This window comes from Sulfitobacter maritimus, from assembly GCF_013346665.1.
Lineage (GTDB): Bacteria > Pseudomonadota > Alphaproteobacteria > Rhodobacterales > Rhodobacteraceae > Sulfitobacter > Sulfitobacter maritimus.
In genome coordinates, this window is sequence record NZ_JABVBB010000019.1 from 92,496 (window position 1) to 110,528 (window position 18,033).

The window sequence follows — 18,033 nt, forward strand, 5'->3', positions numbered from 1 at the left end:
TATATCCCCATGCAGCTTGACAAATTTTCCGACTACGCCCTGCGTATCTTGATCACCCTTGCGGCTCGGGCGCCTGATCGCGTGGCGACCTCAGAAATCGCGAGGCTTTTTCACATATCGGAGAACCACCTGTCGAAGATTGCCACGCAGTTGGCGCGTGAAGGGTTCGTGCGGTCTGAGCGGGGACGAAATGGCGGGTTAACATTGCGTCAGCCTGCCGAGACGATCAGCGTGGGGGCTGTTCTGCGTGCGATCAAACGGGATGCGCCGGTTGCTGAGTGTTTCGGCGGCAATCAAACCTGTCTTATCCTGCCTGTCTGCGGACTTCGCGGACCTCTTGCCGACGCGCAAGAAGCCTTCTTTGCGACTTTGGACGGTTATAGTCTGGCCGATATCGTCGGACCACGCAAAGACCTGGCGGCATTGCTGCGCAGCGAGTTGGACGCGGCGCAATAAGTTTGCTGCCGCCGTCGGTTTAGCCTTTTCCAGACAGCACAGATGCCGCTCTGCGCGAGAGCCGTAGACTGGTGCGGCAGGATGCCTCATTTGTTTCGCTATGCGATACGTTGCCTCTATAGGGCCGCTGCGATAGAGCCGTGTGGAATTTTGCGTTTTTTGGATGCGCAATTTGATCTGGATCAAAGACACATCTTTTGCGTGTTGGTAGATCGACGAGACAAACGAACAGGTACCCCACGTGCGCACTGATCAGCTCGCCCCTTCCGCCTATGAACAAGACGTCGTCTTAACCGCGCCCACGATCCGTTGTGGCAGCTGCGTGGCAAAGATCGAGCGCTCTTTAGCAGACATGCCGGGCGTCGCGCGGGTGCGGGCCAATCTTACCCTGCGGCGGATCAATCTGACGCTAGCGCAGACAGATGACGCTTTGCAAAACGTGCTGGATGAGTTGGAAAATATCGGTCATCCGGGCCGTTTGATCGATAGCGCTGACCTGTCAGCAGAAGCGAAGGATGACACCGAGGTCGCGTTGCTCAAGGCCGTTGCGGTCAGCGGGTTCGGCGCAATGAACGTGATGCTTTTGTCGGTGGCGGTCTGGTCTGGCGCCTCGGATGCAACACGCGACAGTTTCCACCTGATCTCTGGCATTATCGCGCTGCCGATTGTGATCTATGCCGCGCGGTTCTTCTTTATCTCTGCATGGGGCGCCCTGCGCCGCGCGCATATGAATATGGACGTGCCGATCGCATTGGCCATTTCGCTCGCCTTAGCGTTGAGTGTGTTTGAAACCCTGCGCGGCGGCGAAGAGGTCTTTTTCGACGCGGCGGTGACGCTGACATTCTTTCTGCTGATCGGGCGCTATCTGGACTACCGCATGCGGGGCAAGGCCCGGTCTGCAATGACCGGGTTGCAACGGCTTGCGGTGCGTGAGGCGTGGGAGGTGACACCCGAGGGGGCGCTGTGCGTTGTGGCGGCTGATGCGATCTATCCCGGTATGGTGCTGCGCATTCCCGCGGGCGAGCGGACCCCGGTAGACCTGCGCATCACCTCCGGTGCCAGCGATCTCGACCGCTCCCTCGTGACCGGTGAATCCGCCCCGGTGGCCGTGGCGGTGGGGGATGAGGTTGAAGCAGGCGCGTTGAACCTGACCGGACCGATGGATGCCGTTGCGCTGCGGCCTGTGGAGGAGAGTTTCCTTGCTATGTCCATGCGGATGCTGGCGGGGGCCGAGGAAAGCCGCAGCACCTATGTGCGCATTGCGGACCGTGCAGCCCAGCTTTACGCGCCGCTGATCCATCTGATCGGCTTCGCCACTTTTGTCGGCTGGCTGCTGGCCACCGGAGATTGGCAGCGTGCGGCTTTTGTCGCGATCAGCGTGCTGATCGTCACCTGCCCCTGTGCGCTGGCCTTGGCCGTGCCAGTGGCGCATGTGGTGGCGTCGAGCCGCCTGATGGCCGAGGGCGTGCTGATCAAAGACGGCTCCGCGCTGGAACGGCTGGCCACTGCCACCCGGGCCGTTTGGGACAAGACCGGCACGCTGACCGATGGCAGCCCCGTGCTGGCCGAAAGCCTCGACGCCAGCCCGGACAACGATGCCGCCGCCACACTCGCCGCCCATTCCGCGCATCCGGTTGCCCGCTGTATCGCCGCTGCTCATCGCGCCCCTGCCTTGCCGGTGGAAGAGCTACGCGAGCACCCCGGTTTTGGTGTTGAAGGCCGGATTGATGGGCGTCTTGCACGTTTGGGCCGCCCCTCTTGGGTTGCCGAAATCGCGGGCGAGATGGCCGAGGGCGACGGCCCGGCCTTTGCCTTTGCCGGTGCGCAGATGCAGCGTTTCCCCCTGCGCGAAACCCTGCGTGATGGCGCGGCTGAGGCGGTGACCACTCTGCGCGACGCAGGTCTGCCGAGCGAGATCTTGTCGGGCGATGCCGCCCCTGCAGTGGCGCGCGTCGCAGCCCAGCTTGAGATCGAGGAAACCCGCGCCGGACTGACCCCGCAAGACAAGGTCGCGCGCCTGCAAGAGCTTTCGGCCCAGGATGAACGCCCGCTGATGGTCGGTGATGGGCTGAACGACACCGCGGCACTTGCTACGGCCCATGTCTCGATGTCGCCCGCTTCTGCCACCGAAGCAGGCCGGGCGGCGGCGGATTTCGTCTTCCTGCGCGAGGGGTTGGACGCGGTGCCACTGGCGCTCACCGTCGCCCGCCGCACCGCCGCCACCGTGCGCCAGAACTTCGGCCTTGCTATTGCTTACAACTGTATCGCCGTGCCGCTGGCGATTGCGGGTCATGTCACGCCGCTTATCGCTGCCATCGCCATGTCAGGGTCTTCCATTGCCGTAGTTGCAAACTCCCTGCGGTTGAACCGACGCCGCGTGGCCCCAGCCACGCCCCGTTTGCGAGAGGCGGCAGCATGACGATTCTGCATCTATTGATCCCGGTCACGCTGGTGATGGGTTTGACCGGTCTGGGCGCCTTTTTCTGGAGCCTCAGAAACCGCCAGTACGAAGACCTCGAAGGCGATGCGGAACGCATCCTTTATGACAATGACGACACTCCGATGCCTCCCCGAAAGGATGAACTGAGATGATGGAACGTTTAACCATTGCAGAACGCCAACAGGCCATGCTGCTCTCGGGGGGGCTGGCGCTTGTCGGCTTGGCCCTCGCTATCGTGGGGCGTGGCGATGCGATGGGGGTCCATGGGTGGATCACCATGATTTTTGCGGGCGGTTTGTTCTTTGTCGTGGGCAACGCGCTTTATGCCCCCGCCCCCACAGATGACCGCGCGACGAGCTACTACGACGATCCGACCAAGGTTGGCATCCTGATCTCGCTTTTTTGGGCGGTGATCGCCATGGGCATGGGGGTCTGGGTGGCCGCGCAACTGGCCTGGCCTGACCTGCGCTTTGACGCGCCGTGGTCGAGCTTTGGCCGTATCCGCCCGGTGCATACTTCTGGCGTGATCTTTGGCTTTGGCGGCAACGCGCTGATCGCCACGTCCTATCACGTTATGCAGCGCACCAGCCGCGCACGTCTGGCGGGGCATGTCTCGCCTTGGTTCGTTCTGTTGGGGTTCAACCTGTTCTGTATCATCGCGGCGTCGGGCTATCTCATGGGCATCACCCAGTCCAAGGAATACGCCGAGCCGGAATGGTATGCTGACATCTGGCTGGTGGTCGTCTGGGTCGTCTATTTCGTGCTCTACATGCGCACACTGGCCCGCCGGAACGAGCCGCATATCTATGTAGCGAACTGGTATTACATGGCGTTTATCCTCGTTGTGGCGGTGCTGCATATCGTTAACAACCTTGCGGTGCCCGCCTCGTTTAGCGCGGCGAAAAGCTACTCTGCCTTTTCGGGCGTGCAGGATGCGATGACACAGTGGTGGTACGGCCATAACGCCGTGGCCTTCTTCCTGACCGCTGGCTTTCTGGGCATGCTCTACTACTTCCTGCCCAAACGTGCGGAGCGGCCGATCTACTCCTACCGCCTGTCGATCCTGTCGTTCTGGGGCATCGTGTTCTTCTACATCTGGGCGGGCTCGCACCACCTGCATTACACGGCTGTTCCGCAGTGGGTGCAGACCCTCGGCATGACCTTTTCGGTGATGCTCTTGGTGCCAAGCTGGGCCAGCGCGGGCAACGCGCTGATGACGCTTAACGGCGCATGGGGCAAGGTGCGGGACGATGCAACGCTGCGCTTTATGATGGTGGCGGCGGTGTTCTATGGCCTGTCGACCTTTGAAGGCTCCTTCATGGCGATCCGCGCTGTGAACTCCCTGTCGCACTACACCGATTGGACAGTTGGGCATGTTCATGCCGGGGCCATGGGCTGGGTTGCGCTGATCACCTTCGGCTCGATCTATGCGCTGGTTCCGATCCTGTGGCGGCGCGAGTCCATGTATTCGTGGAAGCTTGTCGAATGGCACTTCTGGCTCGCTCTGGGCGGTACGGTGATCTATGTCTTCGCGATGTGGAACAGCGGCATCATCCAAGGGCTGATGTGGCGCACCTATACCGAGAGCGGCACGCTGGCCTATTCCTTCACGGACTCATTGGTCGCGATGCATCCTTACTATGTTGCGCGGACCATCGGCGGGGCGTTCTTCCTCACCGGGGCAATCATCGGGGCTTTCAACGTCATTATGACGATCCGCAAAGTCCATGAGCAGACCCCCGAACTCGATTATCCGACCAAATCCGAAGCGGGTGAACCCGCCGTGCCAGCTGCGGAGTGATGGCTATGTTGCGTAAAATACTCAAACCCTTTTCGAAGTTCTTCGAGTTCCATGCGCGGAGCCACTACCGTGCCGAACGGCACTCCATGGCTTTGACAATCGGGATCATCGCGGCCTCGGCTGTAGGGGGCTTTGTCGAAATCGCGCCGCTCTTCAGCATTGACGAGACCGTCGAAGCGGCACCCGATATGCGTGTCTACACGCCGTTGGAACAGGCCGGGCGCGACATCTACATCCGTGAGGGCTGCTACGCCTGTCACAGCCAGATGATCCGCAGCCTGCGCGACGAGGTGGACCGCTACGGCCCCTATTCGCTGGCGGTGGAGAGCCAATACGACCACCCGATGCTTTGGGGGTCAAAACGGACCGGGCCGGACCTTGCGCGGGTGGGGGAGAAGTTCTCGGACGAATGGCAGGTGCAGCACCTCGTCGATCCGCGCTCCTTGGTGCCGGAATCGGTGATGCCGCAATATGCCTTCCTGCTTGATACGCCGCTTGAAACCGCGAGCCTGCCGGGCCGTTTGGCAGCGCTGCGCACCGTGGGTGTTCCCTATAGCGATGAGCAGATCGAAAACGCCGCCGAAGACGCGCGCGGGCAGGCCTACCCGGACAGCGATCAGGCCTATGCGGTCGAGGAACGCTATGGAGAAGCGACGAACATTCGCTTCTTTGATGGCCGCCGGGACCGTCTGACCGAGATGGACGCGCTTGTTGCCTATCTTCAGATCATGGGCGGCCTGACGGATCTACCTCAAGAAACGCAATTCGCTGAGGGGGAATAAGACCGTGGATCTAAGCTATGAAACACTGTCAACCATCGCCAAATCTTTTGGGCTGTTTTACCTGATCGCCTTGTCGATTGGGATTACCGTCTATGCCTTTTGGCCAAGTTTAGGAAATAGGTTCGACAAGGCCGCGCAGAGCGTGCTGGACGACGAGGAGGGGCCATGTCGGTAAAAGAACGCGATCCGCTCACAGGCCATGAGACCACTGGCCACGAATGGGATGGGATTACAGAGCTAAACACCCGCGTGCCACGCGCTGTTTGGTTTTTTGTCGCCGTGACGCATGTCTGGGCTTTGGTTTACTGGGTGTTCATGCCCTCTTGGCCGCTGATCAACACCTATTGGAAGGGGCTATTGAACTACGATCAAGCGATCGTGGTCGAAGAAAAGGTCGCCAAGGCGTACCGCGAACTCGACGAATGGCGCGCCCCACTGGCAGCACTCTCGGCCGAGGAAATCCGTGAGATTCCCGAACTGATGGCCCATGTCGAGCGCACCGCACCCACGCTTTTTGGTGACAATTGCGCGGCCTGCCACGGCTTGGACCTTGCCGGTGCGCCGGGCTACCCGAGCCTTGTGGATGACGCTTGGCTTTGGGGTGGCGATAGTGAGACGATCATGGAAACCCTTCGGGTGGGGATCAACGCGCCGCATCCCGAGACCCGTTTTGCCCAGATGCTCGCCTTTGGCCGTGACGGTATGTTGAGCCGCCCGCAGATCCGCACCGTGGTGGATTATGTCCAGTCGCTTTCCGGATTGGAGCGCGACCTGCCCGCTGCCCGCCTCGAAGAGGGTGCCACGATTTTCGCGGAGAACTGCGCAAGTTGTCACGGTGAGAATGGCCAAGGCATTCAGGAAATGGGCGCGCCCAATCTGACCGATGCCGCTTGGGTCTATGGCGGTGATGATGAGACGATGTTCAAAACCATCTATGATGGCCGACAAGGCTGGATGCCCGCCTGGGAGGACCGTCTGACCAAAGCGGATCGGATGATGCTGACCCTCTATATCCAAAGCCGCGCGACGGAGGGACAGCCATGACCCGACCCCGTATCTGGGCCGCAGCTGGCGCGGCATTGCTGGTCTCCGGCTTTGTTGCGGCGAATGCGCATCTTGTCTCCGTCGCAATCGGGACACAGCCCGATTGCGTTCTTCTTCCATCGCACAAAGAGGGCGCTGCCAATCGTGTAGCGAAACCATCATGCTGAGCGACCGTACCAACCATTCCGACGCCCCACCGCCGCCTGACAATCCGCATGCGGGCGGGGTCATTCCTCAAGTCGTCCCACCTTTGCCGCGCGAAAGTCCACATGCGCGACAACTGCCTGCAAGCATGGCCTTCACATGGCTCAAACGCGGCTGGTCGGATTTCCTGACACAGCCATCGTTAAGCCTGCTGTACGGTATTCTCGTCTTTGTAATCTCGGCACTGGTGGTCTGGGGCCTGTTTCAATTCCGCTATGAATACGCGCTTTTCCCGGCGCTGGCGGGCTTTGTTCTGCTCGGCCCGCTGATCGCGGTGGGCCTATATGAGAAAAGCCGCCGGATTGAGGCGGATGAGCGGGTCACCATAGGGGGCATGCTGTTTGCGCGTCCCGCGTCAAAACATCAGGCGCTGTTTATGGGCGTGCTGCTGCTCGGCTTGTTCCTTCTGTGGCAACGCTCCGCGGTTCTGATCTATGCGCTGTTTTTTGGCCTGGTCGACTTCCCCGGCACCGATGAATTGATCCCGATGCTGTTGTTCACCCCGACCGGCTGGGCGCTGCTCGTGACAGGCGGCGCCGTTGGCGCGCTCTTTGCGGCCTTTTCCTTCGCGATCAGCGTTTTTGCCATGCCGATGCTGCTGACCGAACGTACGGATGCGCTCTCGGCCATGGGGATTTCAATGGCGATGGTCTGGGCCAACCTGCCGGTGATGTTGGTCTGGGGCGCTATCGTCGTCGTCTTGACTGCGTTGTCTCTTGCGACAGGGTTCGTGGCGTTGATCATCGTCTTTCCGGTTCTGGGACATGCAACATGGCATGCCTACCGCGCGGTGCGCCCAGCAGATCGCCAGCAGGGGGAAAGCGAGCGCATGTTCGTGCGGCCCGCCTAATGAGGCGCGCACTGAGTTATTGCCTAAAATCTCTCAACCCTTTCCAGGGGCTTTTTGAATCTGGGGCATACTTTACGAGACGATATCTCACGAGAGAACGGTACACCGACACTGACCTAATGGGATGAACTGCCTTCCCGCCAAACCGCAGCTATTGTTGTGGGCATAGGTGGAAAGAGAGGAACATTCTGATGGGTGTCGAAGTGTTGGGAATTGTTCTGGGCAAGAATGTTGTTTTGTAGGTAACGCAACTGGAATGAAGGAGATTCAAGCTATGAAACGCATGACAGTTTCTGCCTTGGCAGTTACGATTGCGACCGCAGGTGCCGCGACAGCCGAAACCCATCTTAGTGATCAGGCGACCTATAGCGGCATCGTTTCTTCTGATATCTCACAAAATACTCTGCGGGCAGAAGCAATGATCGACGCTGACATCTATACGCTTGAGCGCGAATATGATGAAGACGAGTGGTTCGACGCTGATTATTGCGGCGCTGTTGACGCCGACTGGGAAGAGATCGGCGAGGTGGAGGACATCGTTGTCTCTCGCGATGGCCGCATCGTTGGTTTGGTCGCGGAAATCGGCGTTTGGCTTGATATCGGGGACGCAGATGTGATCATCGATATGAATGACGTCCGCATTGTGGGCGACGATCTTGCGGATATTGCTTTCGTCACCCGGCTTAGTGAAGAGCAACTCGAGTCCCGCCAAGAAGTGGACGACACTTGGGGTTGGTAAGCTTCTATTAAGTCTTCAACCCTACGGGTTTCTGGCGCGGCACCTGACCGGTGTCGCGCCTTTCTATTGGAGCGAAAGTAAGGTGCTAACTTCAGTTTGGGGAACTTTTCTCCAGCCAGTTTGATATCTTTGCACTAAAATTGGAACCACTGCTCAATACAGTCGTTTATCCGATACCAAACTCCATACTTGTTGGTTGTCGTAAAACGAAAGACCTGCTGCAGATACTCTTTCCCTGCGGCCGGTCTTTCTTTTATTTCAGGCGGCTCGCTCTGCTGGGGGGGGCGGACAAAAACTTGGACTGTTTCCACGGCATAAGGTCGAGGCTCTTACGGTACTCGATTGGGCTTCTGTCACCAAAGGACATCTTGATGCGCGTTTCGTTGTACCAGCGGACGTAGGCATCAATCTCGTCAATAAACTGGGCCACGGTGAAGGCTCGCCAATCGCGAGGATAGAAGAACTCAGTCTTCCGAAGAAGCCTTCACATGCGGCATTGTCTTGCGAACTCGCTTTTCGTGTCATCAAGCGAACAAGCTTTGCTGCCTCGATACGTTCCAGCCAGCCAAGCCAGCGATAGTGGCCTCCGCGATCACTGTGGACCATGGTGTCAACGCCGTTTGAATTTTCCCTAAAAGTGCCGAAGTAAAATTCCCCACCTGCTTGGTTCCGGTGATCAGCCGGCTCAGTGATCAGCGGCGCCATTCCTTACTTTTGGCGGCCGTCCGCGGCGCTTTGGCGGCGGTGGCGGAGCGATTGGAGCATTTGCCCGGACATGCTCGGGGATAAGGTCGGCATGGCCGCGCAGGCGGTAGCTGGCGCCCTCGATCTGGCTGACGACTGCGTGATGCAGGAGCCGGTCGAGCAGCGCGGTTGCGACGACTGGATCGCCGAAGACCTCGCCCCATTCCGCGAACCCACGGTTCGAAGTGAGGATCATGGCGCCCTTTTCGTAGCGAGCATTGACGAGTTGGAAGAACAGATTGGCGCCGCCGGTGGTGATCGGCAGGAACCAATCTCGTCGACGATCAGTAGCGACGCTCGGGTATAGAACGGATTTTCTCCGCCAACCGGCCCTCCCGCTCGACCTGGCTTAACGCTGCGATCAGATCGGCGAGGGTTGCGCGATAGACGCTCTTGCCGGCCTTCACAGTGGCGACGCCGAGGGCCGTGGCCAGATGCGACTTTCCGGTGCCTGGTGGCCCAAGGAAGTGAACGATCTCGGCCCGCCGGATAAAGTCCGTCTGCCCGATCCCCGAGGATGTGACACCGCCGCTGGTCAAACGCCCCGCCGCCTGAGGCAGGCTCGCTGACGGCGATCAGGGTTTCCCGCGGCACCGTTAGCCACGGGAAAAGGCCAGCCGCTAACCTGCTGTGAACCGCCGCTTTGTGCTCGACAGCGGGACATTGAGCGTCATATCCAGACGGAACATCACCAGAGGCCCAACCTGTGCCAGATCATATCTCGCCCCTGATTCTGTTCCGCAACCAGACGTTCCGCTCACTCTGGATAGCGGCACTGGCGTCGAACTTCGGCGGATTGGTCCAAGCGGTCGGCGCGGCTTGGCTGATGACCTCGCTGTCAGACTCGCAGAACATGGTGGCCTTGGTGCAAGGCTCTGTAGCGCTGCCGATAATGATTTTTTCGCTTCTTGCGGGTGTTTTTGCCGATAACTTTGACCGCCGCCGGGTGATGCTAATTGCACAGAGCTTCATGTTCTGCGTGTCAATCTTGCTGACGTTCATGGCGTTCGAAGGTTGGCTGACGCCTTGGTTGTTGCTGGCGTTCACCTTCTCTATCGGCTGCGGCACCGCGCTGCACAACCCGTCTTGGCAGGCCACAATGGGCGACATTGTTACCCGCGAAGAATTGCCTTCGGCGGTATCGCTCAATTCCATGGGGTTCAATCTGATGCGCAGCATCGGCCCTGCGGCGGGAGGGGCGATTGTGGCGCTCGCGGGGGCGGCGGCGGCCTTTGCGGTCAATGCACTCAGCTATATTGCGATTATTCTCGCCCTTTTGCGTTGGAAGGCCCCAGTGCGGGACATGCGGCTGCCGCGCGAGCCGATGGGCAACGCTTTTTCCGCCGGACTGCGCTATGTGGCGATGTCACCCAATCTGATGCGAGTGATCTTGCGCGGGTTCTGGTTTGGGCTGTCGGCCATCGCGTTACTGGCTCTACTGCCGGTGGTCGTTCGGGAAATCCTGCAAGGCTCGGCATTTGTCTATGGCGTGATGCTGGGCTGTTTTGGAATGGGCGCAGTCATGGGCGCGCTGTTGAATGCGCGTCTCAGAGCGCGCTTTGCTAATGAGATGATCGCCCAAGGCGGTTTCACCGGGTTTGCGTTTAGTTGCGCCGGATTAGCGTTTAGCACTCAGCCCATTTTGTCCGGCATTGCGCTAATGCTGGCCGGGGCCTGTTGGGTGCTGTCCCTATCGATGTTCAATGTGACAATTCAGCTGTCCACTCCCCGTTGGGTCGTCGGGCGGGTGATCGCGCTTTATCAAACTGGTACGTTCGGGGGCATGGCAGCAGGCAGTCTGATCTGGGGGGTGATCGCGGATCGGGGCGGGCCAGAGACGGCTTTGCTCTGTGCGTCAGTCATGCTGGTGATCGGGGCGCTTGTCGGACGCGTCCTGCCGCTGCCGGAATTCAGCGGCTTGAATCTCGACCCCTTGGGACGCTTTAAGGAACCCGACACGCGGTTTGACCTCAGCTATCGTAGCGGCCCGGTGATGGTCATGGTGGATTACGAAATTGCGCAGGAAGACGTGGCGGATTTCCTTGCGGCAATGGCGCTGCGGCGGCGGGTGCGGATCCGCGACGGCGCCCAGCAATGGGCGCTGCTGCGCGACTTGCACCGCCCAGAACATTGGAGCGAAAGCTACCATGTGCCGACGTGGGGCGAATATGTGCGCCACAATGAACGCCGCACCCAGTCGGACGCGGAATTGTCCGACCGGATCAGGCGTTTGCACCGGGGGGAGGGGCGACCGGAGGTACATAGGATGATCGAGCATCAGACCGTACCGCTGCGCGATATCATGTTGCAGAAGAACGTTTGAAACACCCCCATCTCGCAACTAAATCGCCGAGCATTAACCGCAAGCCAGGGCCAGCGAAAGGCCAAGGCGTCAACTGTGTACCCCGCTCGGCAGGCATGTCTTGTACGCGCCGGTACGACAATGGATAAAGCCACTACCAGCGCACCGCCAGCAGGAAGACCTCGCGCAGAAACCTGTGCCCCTCGAACGGGTTATATCGGATCATCGCTCAATCCTCAGCTTGGGGTAACGATGTCTCTAATAATGCAGCGGACGCTCTTCCGGACAGAGAGCAACAGGTGCGGGTTCAGCCACAAAAACACGGCAGCTGTTTAAATAAATGATATGCGAACGGTTTGCATTGTAGAGGTTTCTTTTAGTGCAATTTTAGGGTTTTGGATGACTCCCAGTTCTAATGGGGCTTGCCCTCTATCGCTTCACTAAACTGCGGCAGTTTCTATTCATTCCCTGGCATCTGGAGTCGTCGCTTTTATTCCCTTACAGGGAGTGCCTAATCTACCATTTTGCTTGCGCTGGTTTTTGATCTATCGAGCTCCGATTTCGCGGGTTAGGTCTGACTTGGCGCCCACTTTTGACTCCCGCAGCGGAAGTTAGTTCACGCTTCATTGCCTCGATGATGGACGCTCCGACCATCGTTTGACGTAATCCAAGGGTAGTTAAAGCATTTGGGCACAGATTACGCCTTCAGATTAAGCGATCTTCTTGTCACGAAACATCCGACTGATGCCGGGTGATTTAAAATGTAATCTAACTTCTCAGGTGTCGCTATGTTGAATAGTTATATGATCAAGCATATGAGGCTTCTCAAGTATTTAGGCCAGCAAACAAACGGAAGAAATGCATGTTCGATAAGAGTGAGTTGAAAGCGATGTCGCGCAAAGAGCTTGAAAAGCTGCTGGCGGACGTCAAGAAAGCACTGGCGTCTGCCAAAGCGCGGGATCAGCGAGAGGCAAAAAAAGCCGCGGCGAGGGCGGCTGCCGAGTTCGGTTTTTCGCTAAACGATATTGCCGAAACCGCAGCGCCGCTTCCCAAGAAGAAAAAAAATAAGGCAAAGGCGGCCAAGATGCCATCAAAGCCGGTTTTTTCTAATCCGGAAGACGCGACACAAACTTGGACTGGGAAGGGGCGGCAACCCAACTGGTATCGTGAACAGGTTGCTACTGGCACGGATCCCGAGACGATGCGCATCAAAAATTGACGAGAACTTCGGGCTCGTAGAGGGGGCGATCCCGTTTAAGGCACCTGTCGGAGGCGCAGTATTATGCAGGTAACCCGAACGTTTTCGCCCTCTGGGTCGGGGATCTTGCTGATGTGCGCGGGCATTGCGTGCATCGCAATTAACGATGCGTTCGCGAAAGTGCTGACCGACGGATATGCGCCCGTTCAAATCTTGTTCCTGCGTAACATCCTTGCCCTTCCGTTCGCATTGGCCGTGGTTCTTCTCTTGCGAGGTAAAACAGCGGTTAGTTCGCGTCGGCCATTGGCACATTTGTTGCGGGGCGCATTCTGGACTTGTGCAGCGACGTTCTATTTTACGGGTTTAAAATATCTGAATCTCGCCGAAGCGACTACCCTGACATTTTCTGCCCCCATCTTCATAATTTCGCTATCAAGCTTGTTTCTCGGAGAGCACGTCGGCTGGCGCCGCTGGACGGCGGTCATCATCGGCTTTGTGGGTGTGCTGATTGTCGTACGGCCAGGAAGTGCTGCTTTTCAGCCGGCGGCGCTTTTCCCGGTCGGAACGGCGCTATTTTATGCTTTGCTTATGATCGGATCACGCTGGGTGGACCCGCGTGAAAGTGTTTGGACCGTCATGCTTTGGCTCGTCGGCGCAGGCGCACTGATAAGCGCTCTGTTTGCGCCGTTTTATTGGACGCCAGTCCAATATGAAGATCTTTGGCTGTTCGGGGCGATTGCGGTGTTTGGCACAGCTGGCATGACCTTTATTACCCAAGCTTTTCGTTTCTCTGAAGCCTCTACCGTGGCGAATTTCGAGTATACGGGTCTAATTTGGGCTACCCTGCTGGGGTGGCTTATCTGGCGTGAGGTACCCGACCTCGCAACATTTGTCGGGGCTGCGGTCATCGTATTTAGCGGGGCGTTCATCGTATACCGCGAAGGTCAGATGAAAGTTTGATCGTCCCGCGGAGAACACGATGTGTTTAGATGATCTGGGTGAGGAAGAGAAGCGCAATAGGATGAAACAGCAACGGCTATTTATCTGGGCCGTGATGCCGTCCATGGCGGCTCTTTCTGTCGCCTTCCTCGTTGAGGTAGATTCATAGGGAGGGGTAGGCGGGAAGCGTGATGAGAAACTCTGCCCCTGACCCACCACAGGCTTTGATGGACAGCTCGCCCCCCATCTTCCGGATCGCTCGCCGGGATATAGTCAGCCCAAGGCCGATACCTTGTTGGTCCCTTGTGTCAGATGTGTCTTGTTGCCAGAAAGGCTGGAATACCTTCTGATGAAGGTTATCGGGAATTCCGGGGCCTGAATCTTTTACACGGATGCTTATTTGGCGAACACATTTCGTCACTATAACCCATGCCTCCCTACCTTCAGGCGAAAATTTTGCAGCATTTGAAAGCAGATGCTTAAGAACTTTATCTAACAGGACCGGATCGCAGGGACAGGAAATCTCGTCTTCCTGGGAGAGCAAGCGCGCCGAAGCCCTATGCTTATCCATGACAGTTTGGCTTTTTAGCAGAGCCTCTTTTATAACTTCGATAATATTCGTCTCAGTTAGATTGGGCGATAGGGCTCCGCCTGATACCTGTTCAAAGTCGAGTATATCTTCGAGCGCGGAGCGCAATCTGTCACTTCCACGCTTGGCTATTTTTACAAGTTTCTGTGCGTTCTCGATGGACCCGCTGGAACAAGCTAGATCAAGCATATCCAAAGCCCCTGCGATTGCCGTCACGGGAGTACGTAGTTCATGCGCTATGATGGACATGAACTCGCTCCTAAGAAAATCCAGCTTCCGATTTTCAGTTATGTCTAGGACCTGGGCTATGTAGTGCATGGGTTGGCCACTTTCGCTGCGCACCAAGACGACGCAGAGATGGCCCCACACGACCTCTCCATCAGGGCGAACATACCTTTTGTCGATTTTGAACGCGTCAACTTCACCGCTTAAAAGCTTTTGAACATTATGTATGCAACTTTGCAGATCATCCTCGTGCGTTATCGACTGGAAATCCGTGCATCTCAGCTCTTCTTCCGAATACCCAACAAAGGCGGTCATTGCAGCGTTTGTCGCGAGCCACTTACCCTCCAGTGAAACCACGGCGGTCCCGATTGGGGCATTGTTCATCAGAGATCTAAATTGCTTTTCACTACCTTGCAGTGCTAGCTCGGCGCGTTTTCGGTCTGTAATGTCTCGTTGGGTCCCGACTAGGTTAAGAGCGTTCCCCTGAGCATCCCACCTAGTTGTCTGAGCATCTGTACGCATCCAGAGCCAATCCAGCCCATCAGGTGAACGTAGCCGATATTCCACAGCCACGTGCGATGTCCGTCCGCTTACGTGATCAGCCAATGCGCGTTCGATAACCATCTCGTCGTCAGGGTGAACCCTTTTCCGCCATTCTGCTTGAAAATCGACCTTGTCGGATGAGCTGACATCCATAAGGTCACGCCAAGTCGCTGAGACATTCGAGGTGTCCGAAACCAGATCAAGCTCAAAGACGCCGACACGAGCGGCTGCCAAGGCCGTTTCCATAGTTTCCATCTCTATGGCATGCGTTGTTTTATTGACCGGATGATCTTGATTTAAAGGCTGGTCAGCCGGACAACTTTCAGGAGAGGCGCTGCGCGTAGTTCTTTTCATAGGGCCACATTACTTCCGAAAGCGAAATTTCCGCTTCCCTCCACCGACGCCACTTAACCACCCTTCACGCATGGAAAAAAGCATTCTGCGGATATTCAATATTGTTAAATGTTTGTCCATAACAAGGCTTTAGCAGGCGTGGGTGCGCAAAGATTGTTAAGGAAGCTCGTTCTGCGATGGAATATTGGTTGACCATACAATGTGATCCCAGAGGCCTAAGGATTCTCTGATAAGATCAGTTAATGATGCATGCGGTGTTCTCGTCATGGAGCGTGATCCTTTTTTGCGCCTTGCGAGCTTGGGTTTCGTGGAGGATGCTGAACTTTCGGGCCTCGCTGTCGGTCACTCGGGCAAGGCATTCGCGGTTCTAAATTCCCATAATGATATAGGCGTCATGTTTACGAATATTGAAATGCCTTGCCTCAACATACGGCTTAGAACTGGCGAAGGTTGTACGCTGCCGATGGCCCCGCATTGCGACCATAGTCGCATCTGGAGCCTCAAATGTAGCGTCAAACAACGTACCGCCCGGCACGGCATATCTTGCAAAACTCTATCTCCCCGAGACTGCCATAGCTTGCTTGAAAAGCGCTGCTTCACTTGATCGTTGGTAAGCAGCGTAGCGCGATCCCTCTGCTCAGGTGTAATCCAACTCGGGCCTGGATAGCATGCATGCACCACACTTTACATGGCCGCCGGGGTGCCACCCGCTGTGCGGGTAAGTCCTTATTCTGCAAAGTGCGCAAAGACTTGGGACGGAGCTGTCGCCGTTTTACCCGATCAAGCCTGCAGAGGTTCTGACGATAATAATAAACTTGATTAGGTTGCAGTTTGGGGCGCGGGTGCCCAATTAACCTAAGAATGAAGGAGGCTGACCCGATGCAATGTCCGATTGACGGAACCCACCTGGTGATGACAGACCGCTCTGATGTTGAAATTGACTATTGCCCCCAGTGTCGCGGCGTCTGGTTGGACCGAGGCGAGCTAGACAAGATTATAGAGCGGTCCAATTTCCAATCCGCGTGTCAAGAGACTGCCCCCTTGCGCAGCACTGGACAAGATCGCGAGCGCGGCAGGCCCTATAAAAAGAAGCGCCGCGAGGGTTTCTTGAGCGAGCTTTTTAATTTTTAGAGGCCTTGTAGGCTAAGGCGGTACTTCTTGAAAAAACCTGCGTTTCAGACGAGCCGCCTCGGCGTGCTTCTGACTGTCGTTTCGCTATCTGGCACGTCCGCGATCGGACAGGAACCAGAGGAAGAGAAACAATTGCGTATGCTCGGGAGATGTTTTGGCTGTAATTTTGAGCAGCTGGACCTCTCGGGCAAGAAACTGACCGGAATAGACCTGACCGAAGCTGAGCTTCGGGACGTGGACTTCTCGGAAGCGGGCCTTAATCTTTCGCTGTTTGATCAGGCAACATTGGAGAATATCTCGTTTGACTCTGCCGATCTGACGGGCGCGAGTTTTACCGGCGCTAAGTTCATCAACGTGTCATTTGACAATGCAATCCTCAAGGGAGCCGTTTTCGAAGATGCAATTCTGATCAATACCAACCTTGACGCCGGAATATATTGCAACACGCAGGTGCCAGACGAGACGATGATCAGCACCGAATGCGATTGATCGGTCTTCCAGCCGATCTGGCTTGAGAAATATCTTTGCTGTCTCGGCTGGGAATACTTAGGAGGACTAGCCGATCACGCCGCTTTGAAACAGGAAGCCGATGTAGGCGGCATAGCCCGCTAGAAACAGGATGCCGACTACTCGACCGATGCGCTTGGCTGCAAACAAAATCACAGCCAGCCCGCAGGACAGGAGCACCATTAACACCATGTCAAACCCTTGAAACCGTTCACTCACTTCGATCGGAACAATCGCGGATGTGATCCCGAGGATCGCCAAAACATTGAAAATGTTACTCCCGATCACGTTGCCGATGACAACGTCAGATTGCTTTTTGAGGGCCGCAGATATAGATGTGGCTAGCTCCGGTAGGGAGGTGCCGATGGCTACGAGAGACAGGCCAATCACAGCATCGGAGACGCCGAACGTTTTCGCGATAGACCCAGCTCCAGACACTAGCAGATTAGCCCCCAGCACAAGTGCTATGATGCCGCCCAGAACAAGTACTGTGGCCAGGCTCATTCTTGAAGCACCGTAGCCTTCAAATTCTTCGGCTTCGCGCTCGAACATCTGAGAGTCCCGGCTACGCTTCTCCATCCAGAACGTCGCGCCGAGGTAAACAGCTAGAACCGCTAGCAAAAGCGCGCCTTCGAGCCGATTCAGGAACGCGCCTTTAAGCAAACCAAACAGCGCGAAAGCGACCAAAGCCGCAACCAGAGCTTCCCGAACCGCTGATCTATCCCATCCGGCAATCGGCATGATCAGGGCGCCAGCCCCGATGATGAGTAGGATATTGGCGATATTGCTCCCGACCACGTTGCCCAAAGCAATCTCAGGGGATCCGCTAAAAGCGGCTTTCAAGGAGACCAGCAGTTCTGGTGCGGAGGTGCCGAACCCCACGATCGTCAAGCCGATAACCATTTTGGAAAGCCCAGCTCGTTCGGCAATCGCAACGCTGCCGCGTACAAGCCCTTCACCCCCGGCGAAGAGCAAAACGAGGCCAGCTGCGATGTAGATCAAATCAACGCCCATGCGGTCTCATTTCGTCAGAATATCGCATAGGATCTTGGTTCCCTCAAGTTCATACCCAGATAGAGTTCCAGTCAGCTCCCTACAAGAGTGGAACAGGCGGTTTCCAAAGGGATCTGCCAATCAACGCGCCGGGCAGATTTGGCCCTCAAGTTAAAGGCAGGCCAATGATGA

The 18,033-nt window shown here is 56.9% G+C and carries 18 protein-coding genes and 1 pseudogene; 14 read left to right on the forward strand and 5 right to left on the reverse strand.

Features of this window, described 5'->3' with window-relative positions:
• The first annotated feature begins 9 nt into the window (after positions 1–9).
• The 9 genes from HTT03_RS01415 (at position 10) to HTT03_RS01455 (ending at position 8,316) form a co-directional block, all read left to right on the forward strand.
• Positions 10–456, forward strand: coding sequence for an RrF2 family transcriptional regulator (locus HTT03_RS01415; protein ID WP_174858097.1), 447 nt, complete (start codon positions 10–12; stop codon positions 454–456).
• 241 nt (positions 457–697) lie between these two features.
• Positions 698–2,875 carry a heavy metal translocating P-type ATPase gene (locus HTT03_RS01420; RefSeq protein WP_174858098.1) on the forward strand — a complete coding sequence of 726 codons (2,178 nt, stop codon included), beginning with the start codon at positions 698–700 and terminating at the stop codon, positions 2,873–2,875.
• Positions 2,872–3,048, forward strand: coding sequence for a cbb3-type cytochrome oxidase assembly protein CcoS (gene ccoS, locus HTT03_RS01425; RefSeq protein WP_174858099.1), 177 nt, complete (start codon positions 2,872–2,874; stop codon positions 3,046–3,048). The genes HTT03_RS01420 and ccoS overlap by 4 nt, the downstream gene beginning before the upstream one ends.
• A complete protein-coding gene (gene ccoN / locus HTT03_RS01430; RefSeq protein WP_174858100.1) occupies positions 3,045–4,697 on the forward strand; it encodes a cytochrome-c oxidase, cbb3-type subunit I in 1,653 nt (550 codons plus the stop codon). Before ccoS ends, ccoN begins: the two co-directional genes overlap by 4 nt.
• Positions 4,698–4,702: 5 nt before the next feature.
• Positions 4,703–5,479 carry a cytochrome-c oxidase, cbb3-type subunit II gene (gene ccoO, locus HTT03_RS01435; protein ID WP_174858101.1) on the forward strand — a complete coding sequence of 259 codons (777 nt, stop codon included), beginning with the start codon at positions 4,703–4,705 and terminating at the stop codon, positions 5,477–5,479.
• A gap of 4 nt (positions 5,480–5,483) precedes the next feature.
• Positions 5,484–5,654, forward strand: a complete 171-nt coding sequence (locus HTT03_RS18620; protein ID WP_174858102.1) for a CcoQ/FixQ family Cbb3-type cytochrome c oxidase assembly chaperone — start codon at positions 5,484–5,486, stop codon at positions 5,652–5,654.
• A complete protein-coding gene (gene ccoP / locus HTT03_RS01445) occupies positions 5,645–6,523 on the forward strand; it encodes a cytochrome-c oxidase, cbb3-type subunit III (protein ID WP_174858103.1) in 879 nt (292 codons plus the stop codon). Before HTT03_RS18620 ends, ccoP begins: the two co-directional genes overlap by 10 nt.
• Before the next feature lie 160 nt (positions 6,524–6,683).
• Positions 6,684–7,577 carry a DUF2189 domain-containing protein gene (locus tag HTT03_RS01450; RefSeq protein ID WP_174858104.1) on the forward strand — a complete coding sequence of 298 codons (894 nt, stop codon included), beginning with the start codon at positions 6,684–6,686 and terminating at the stop codon, positions 7,575–7,577.
• Positions 7,578–7,851: 274 nt separating this feature from the next.
• Positions 7,852–8,316: a PRC-barrel domain-containing protein gene (locus HTT03_RS01455; protein ID WP_174858105.1), complete on the forward strand. Its 465-nt coding sequence runs from the start codon at positions 7,852–7,854 to the stop codon at positions 8,314–8,316.
• Positions 8,317–8,569: 253 nt separating this feature from the next.
• On the opposite strand, the pseudogene HTT03_RS01460 reads toward HTT03_RS01455, so the two are convergent.
• The 3 genes and pseudogenes from HTT03_RS01460 to HTT03_RS18800 form a co-directional block, all read right to left on the reverse strand.
• Positions 8,570–8,922 (reverse strand): annotated as a pseudogene (locus HTT03_RS01460) (IS3 family transposase); the annotation flags it as partial.
• 79 nt (positions 8,923–9,001) lie between these two features.
• Positions 9,002–9,325 carry an ATP-binding protein gene (locus tag HTT03_RS18795; protein ID WP_343035620.1) on the reverse strand — a complete coding sequence of 108 codons (324 nt, stop codon included), beginning with the start codon at positions 9,323–9,325 and terminating at the stop codon, positions 9,002–9,004.
• Positions 9,326–9,344: 19 nt separating this feature from the next.
• Positions 9,345–9,599 (reverse strand): ATP-binding protein, encoded by a 255-nt coding sequence (locus tag HTT03_RS18800; protein WP_281361029.1) that lies wholly within the window; start codon positions 9,597–9,599, stop codon positions 9,345–9,347.
• Between the two features lie 167 nt (positions 9,600–9,766).
• Here HTT03_RS18800 and HTT03_RS01470 point away from each other — a divergent pair, with 167 nt between their 5' ends.
• The 3 genes from HTT03_RS01470 to HTT03_RS01480 all read left to right on the forward strand — a co-directional run bounded on the left by HTT03_RS01470 (position 9,767) and on the right by HTT03_RS01480 (position 13,520).
• Positions 9,767–11,383 carry an MFS transporter gene (locus HTT03_RS01470; protein WP_174858106.1) on the forward strand — a complete coding sequence of 539 codons (1,617 nt, stop codon included), beginning with the start codon at positions 9,767–9,769 and terminating at the stop codon, positions 11,381–11,383.
• Positions 11,384–12,224: 841 nt separating this feature from the next.
• Positions 12,225–12,581, forward strand: coding sequence for an H-NS histone family protein (locus tag HTT03_RS01475; RefSeq protein ID WP_174858107.1), 357 nt, complete (start codon positions 12,225–12,227; stop codon positions 12,579–12,581).
• Positions 12,582–12,644: 63 nt separating this feature from the next.
• A complete protein-coding gene (locus tag HTT03_RS01480) occupies positions 12,645–13,520 on the forward strand; it encodes a DMT family transporter (RefSeq protein ID WP_174858108.1) in 876 nt (291 codons plus the stop codon).
• 142 nt (positions 13,521–13,662) lie between these two features.
• Here HTT03_RS01480 and HTT03_RS01485 read toward each other — a convergent pair whose 3' ends face one another.
• Complete coding sequence (locus HTT03_RS01485) at positions 13,663–15,210, reverse strand: PAS domain-containing sensor histidine kinase (RefSeq protein WP_174858109.1); 1,548 nt, start codon at positions 15,208–15,210, stop codon at positions 13,663–13,665.
• Between the two features lie 879 nt (positions 15,211–16,089).
• Between HTT03_RS01485 and HTT03_RS01490 the strand changes: the two genes are divergently transcribed.
• Together HTT03_RS01490 and HTT03_RS01495 are read left to right on the forward strand one after the other, a co-directional pair.
• Positions 16,090–16,341, forward strand: coding sequence for a TFIIB-type zinc ribbon-containing protein (locus tag HTT03_RS01490; protein ID WP_174858138.1), 252 nt, complete (start codon positions 16,090–16,092; stop codon positions 16,339–16,341).
• Between the two features lie 27 nt (positions 16,342–16,368).
• Complete coding sequence (locus tag HTT03_RS01495; RefSeq protein ID WP_246253318.1) at positions 16,369–16,830, forward strand: pentapeptide repeat-containing protein; 462 nt, start codon at positions 16,369–16,371, stop codon at positions 16,828–16,830.
• 66 nt (positions 16,831–16,896) lie between these two features.
• Here HTT03_RS01495 and HTT03_RS01500 read toward each other — a convergent pair whose 3' ends face one another.
• Positions 16,897–17,862 carry a calcium/sodium antiporter gene (locus HTT03_RS01500; protein WP_174858110.1) on the reverse strand — a complete coding sequence of 322 codons (966 nt, stop codon included), beginning with the start codon at positions 17,860–17,862 and terminating at the stop codon, positions 16,897–16,899.
• Between the last annotated feature and the right edge of the window lie 171 nt (positions 17,863–18,033).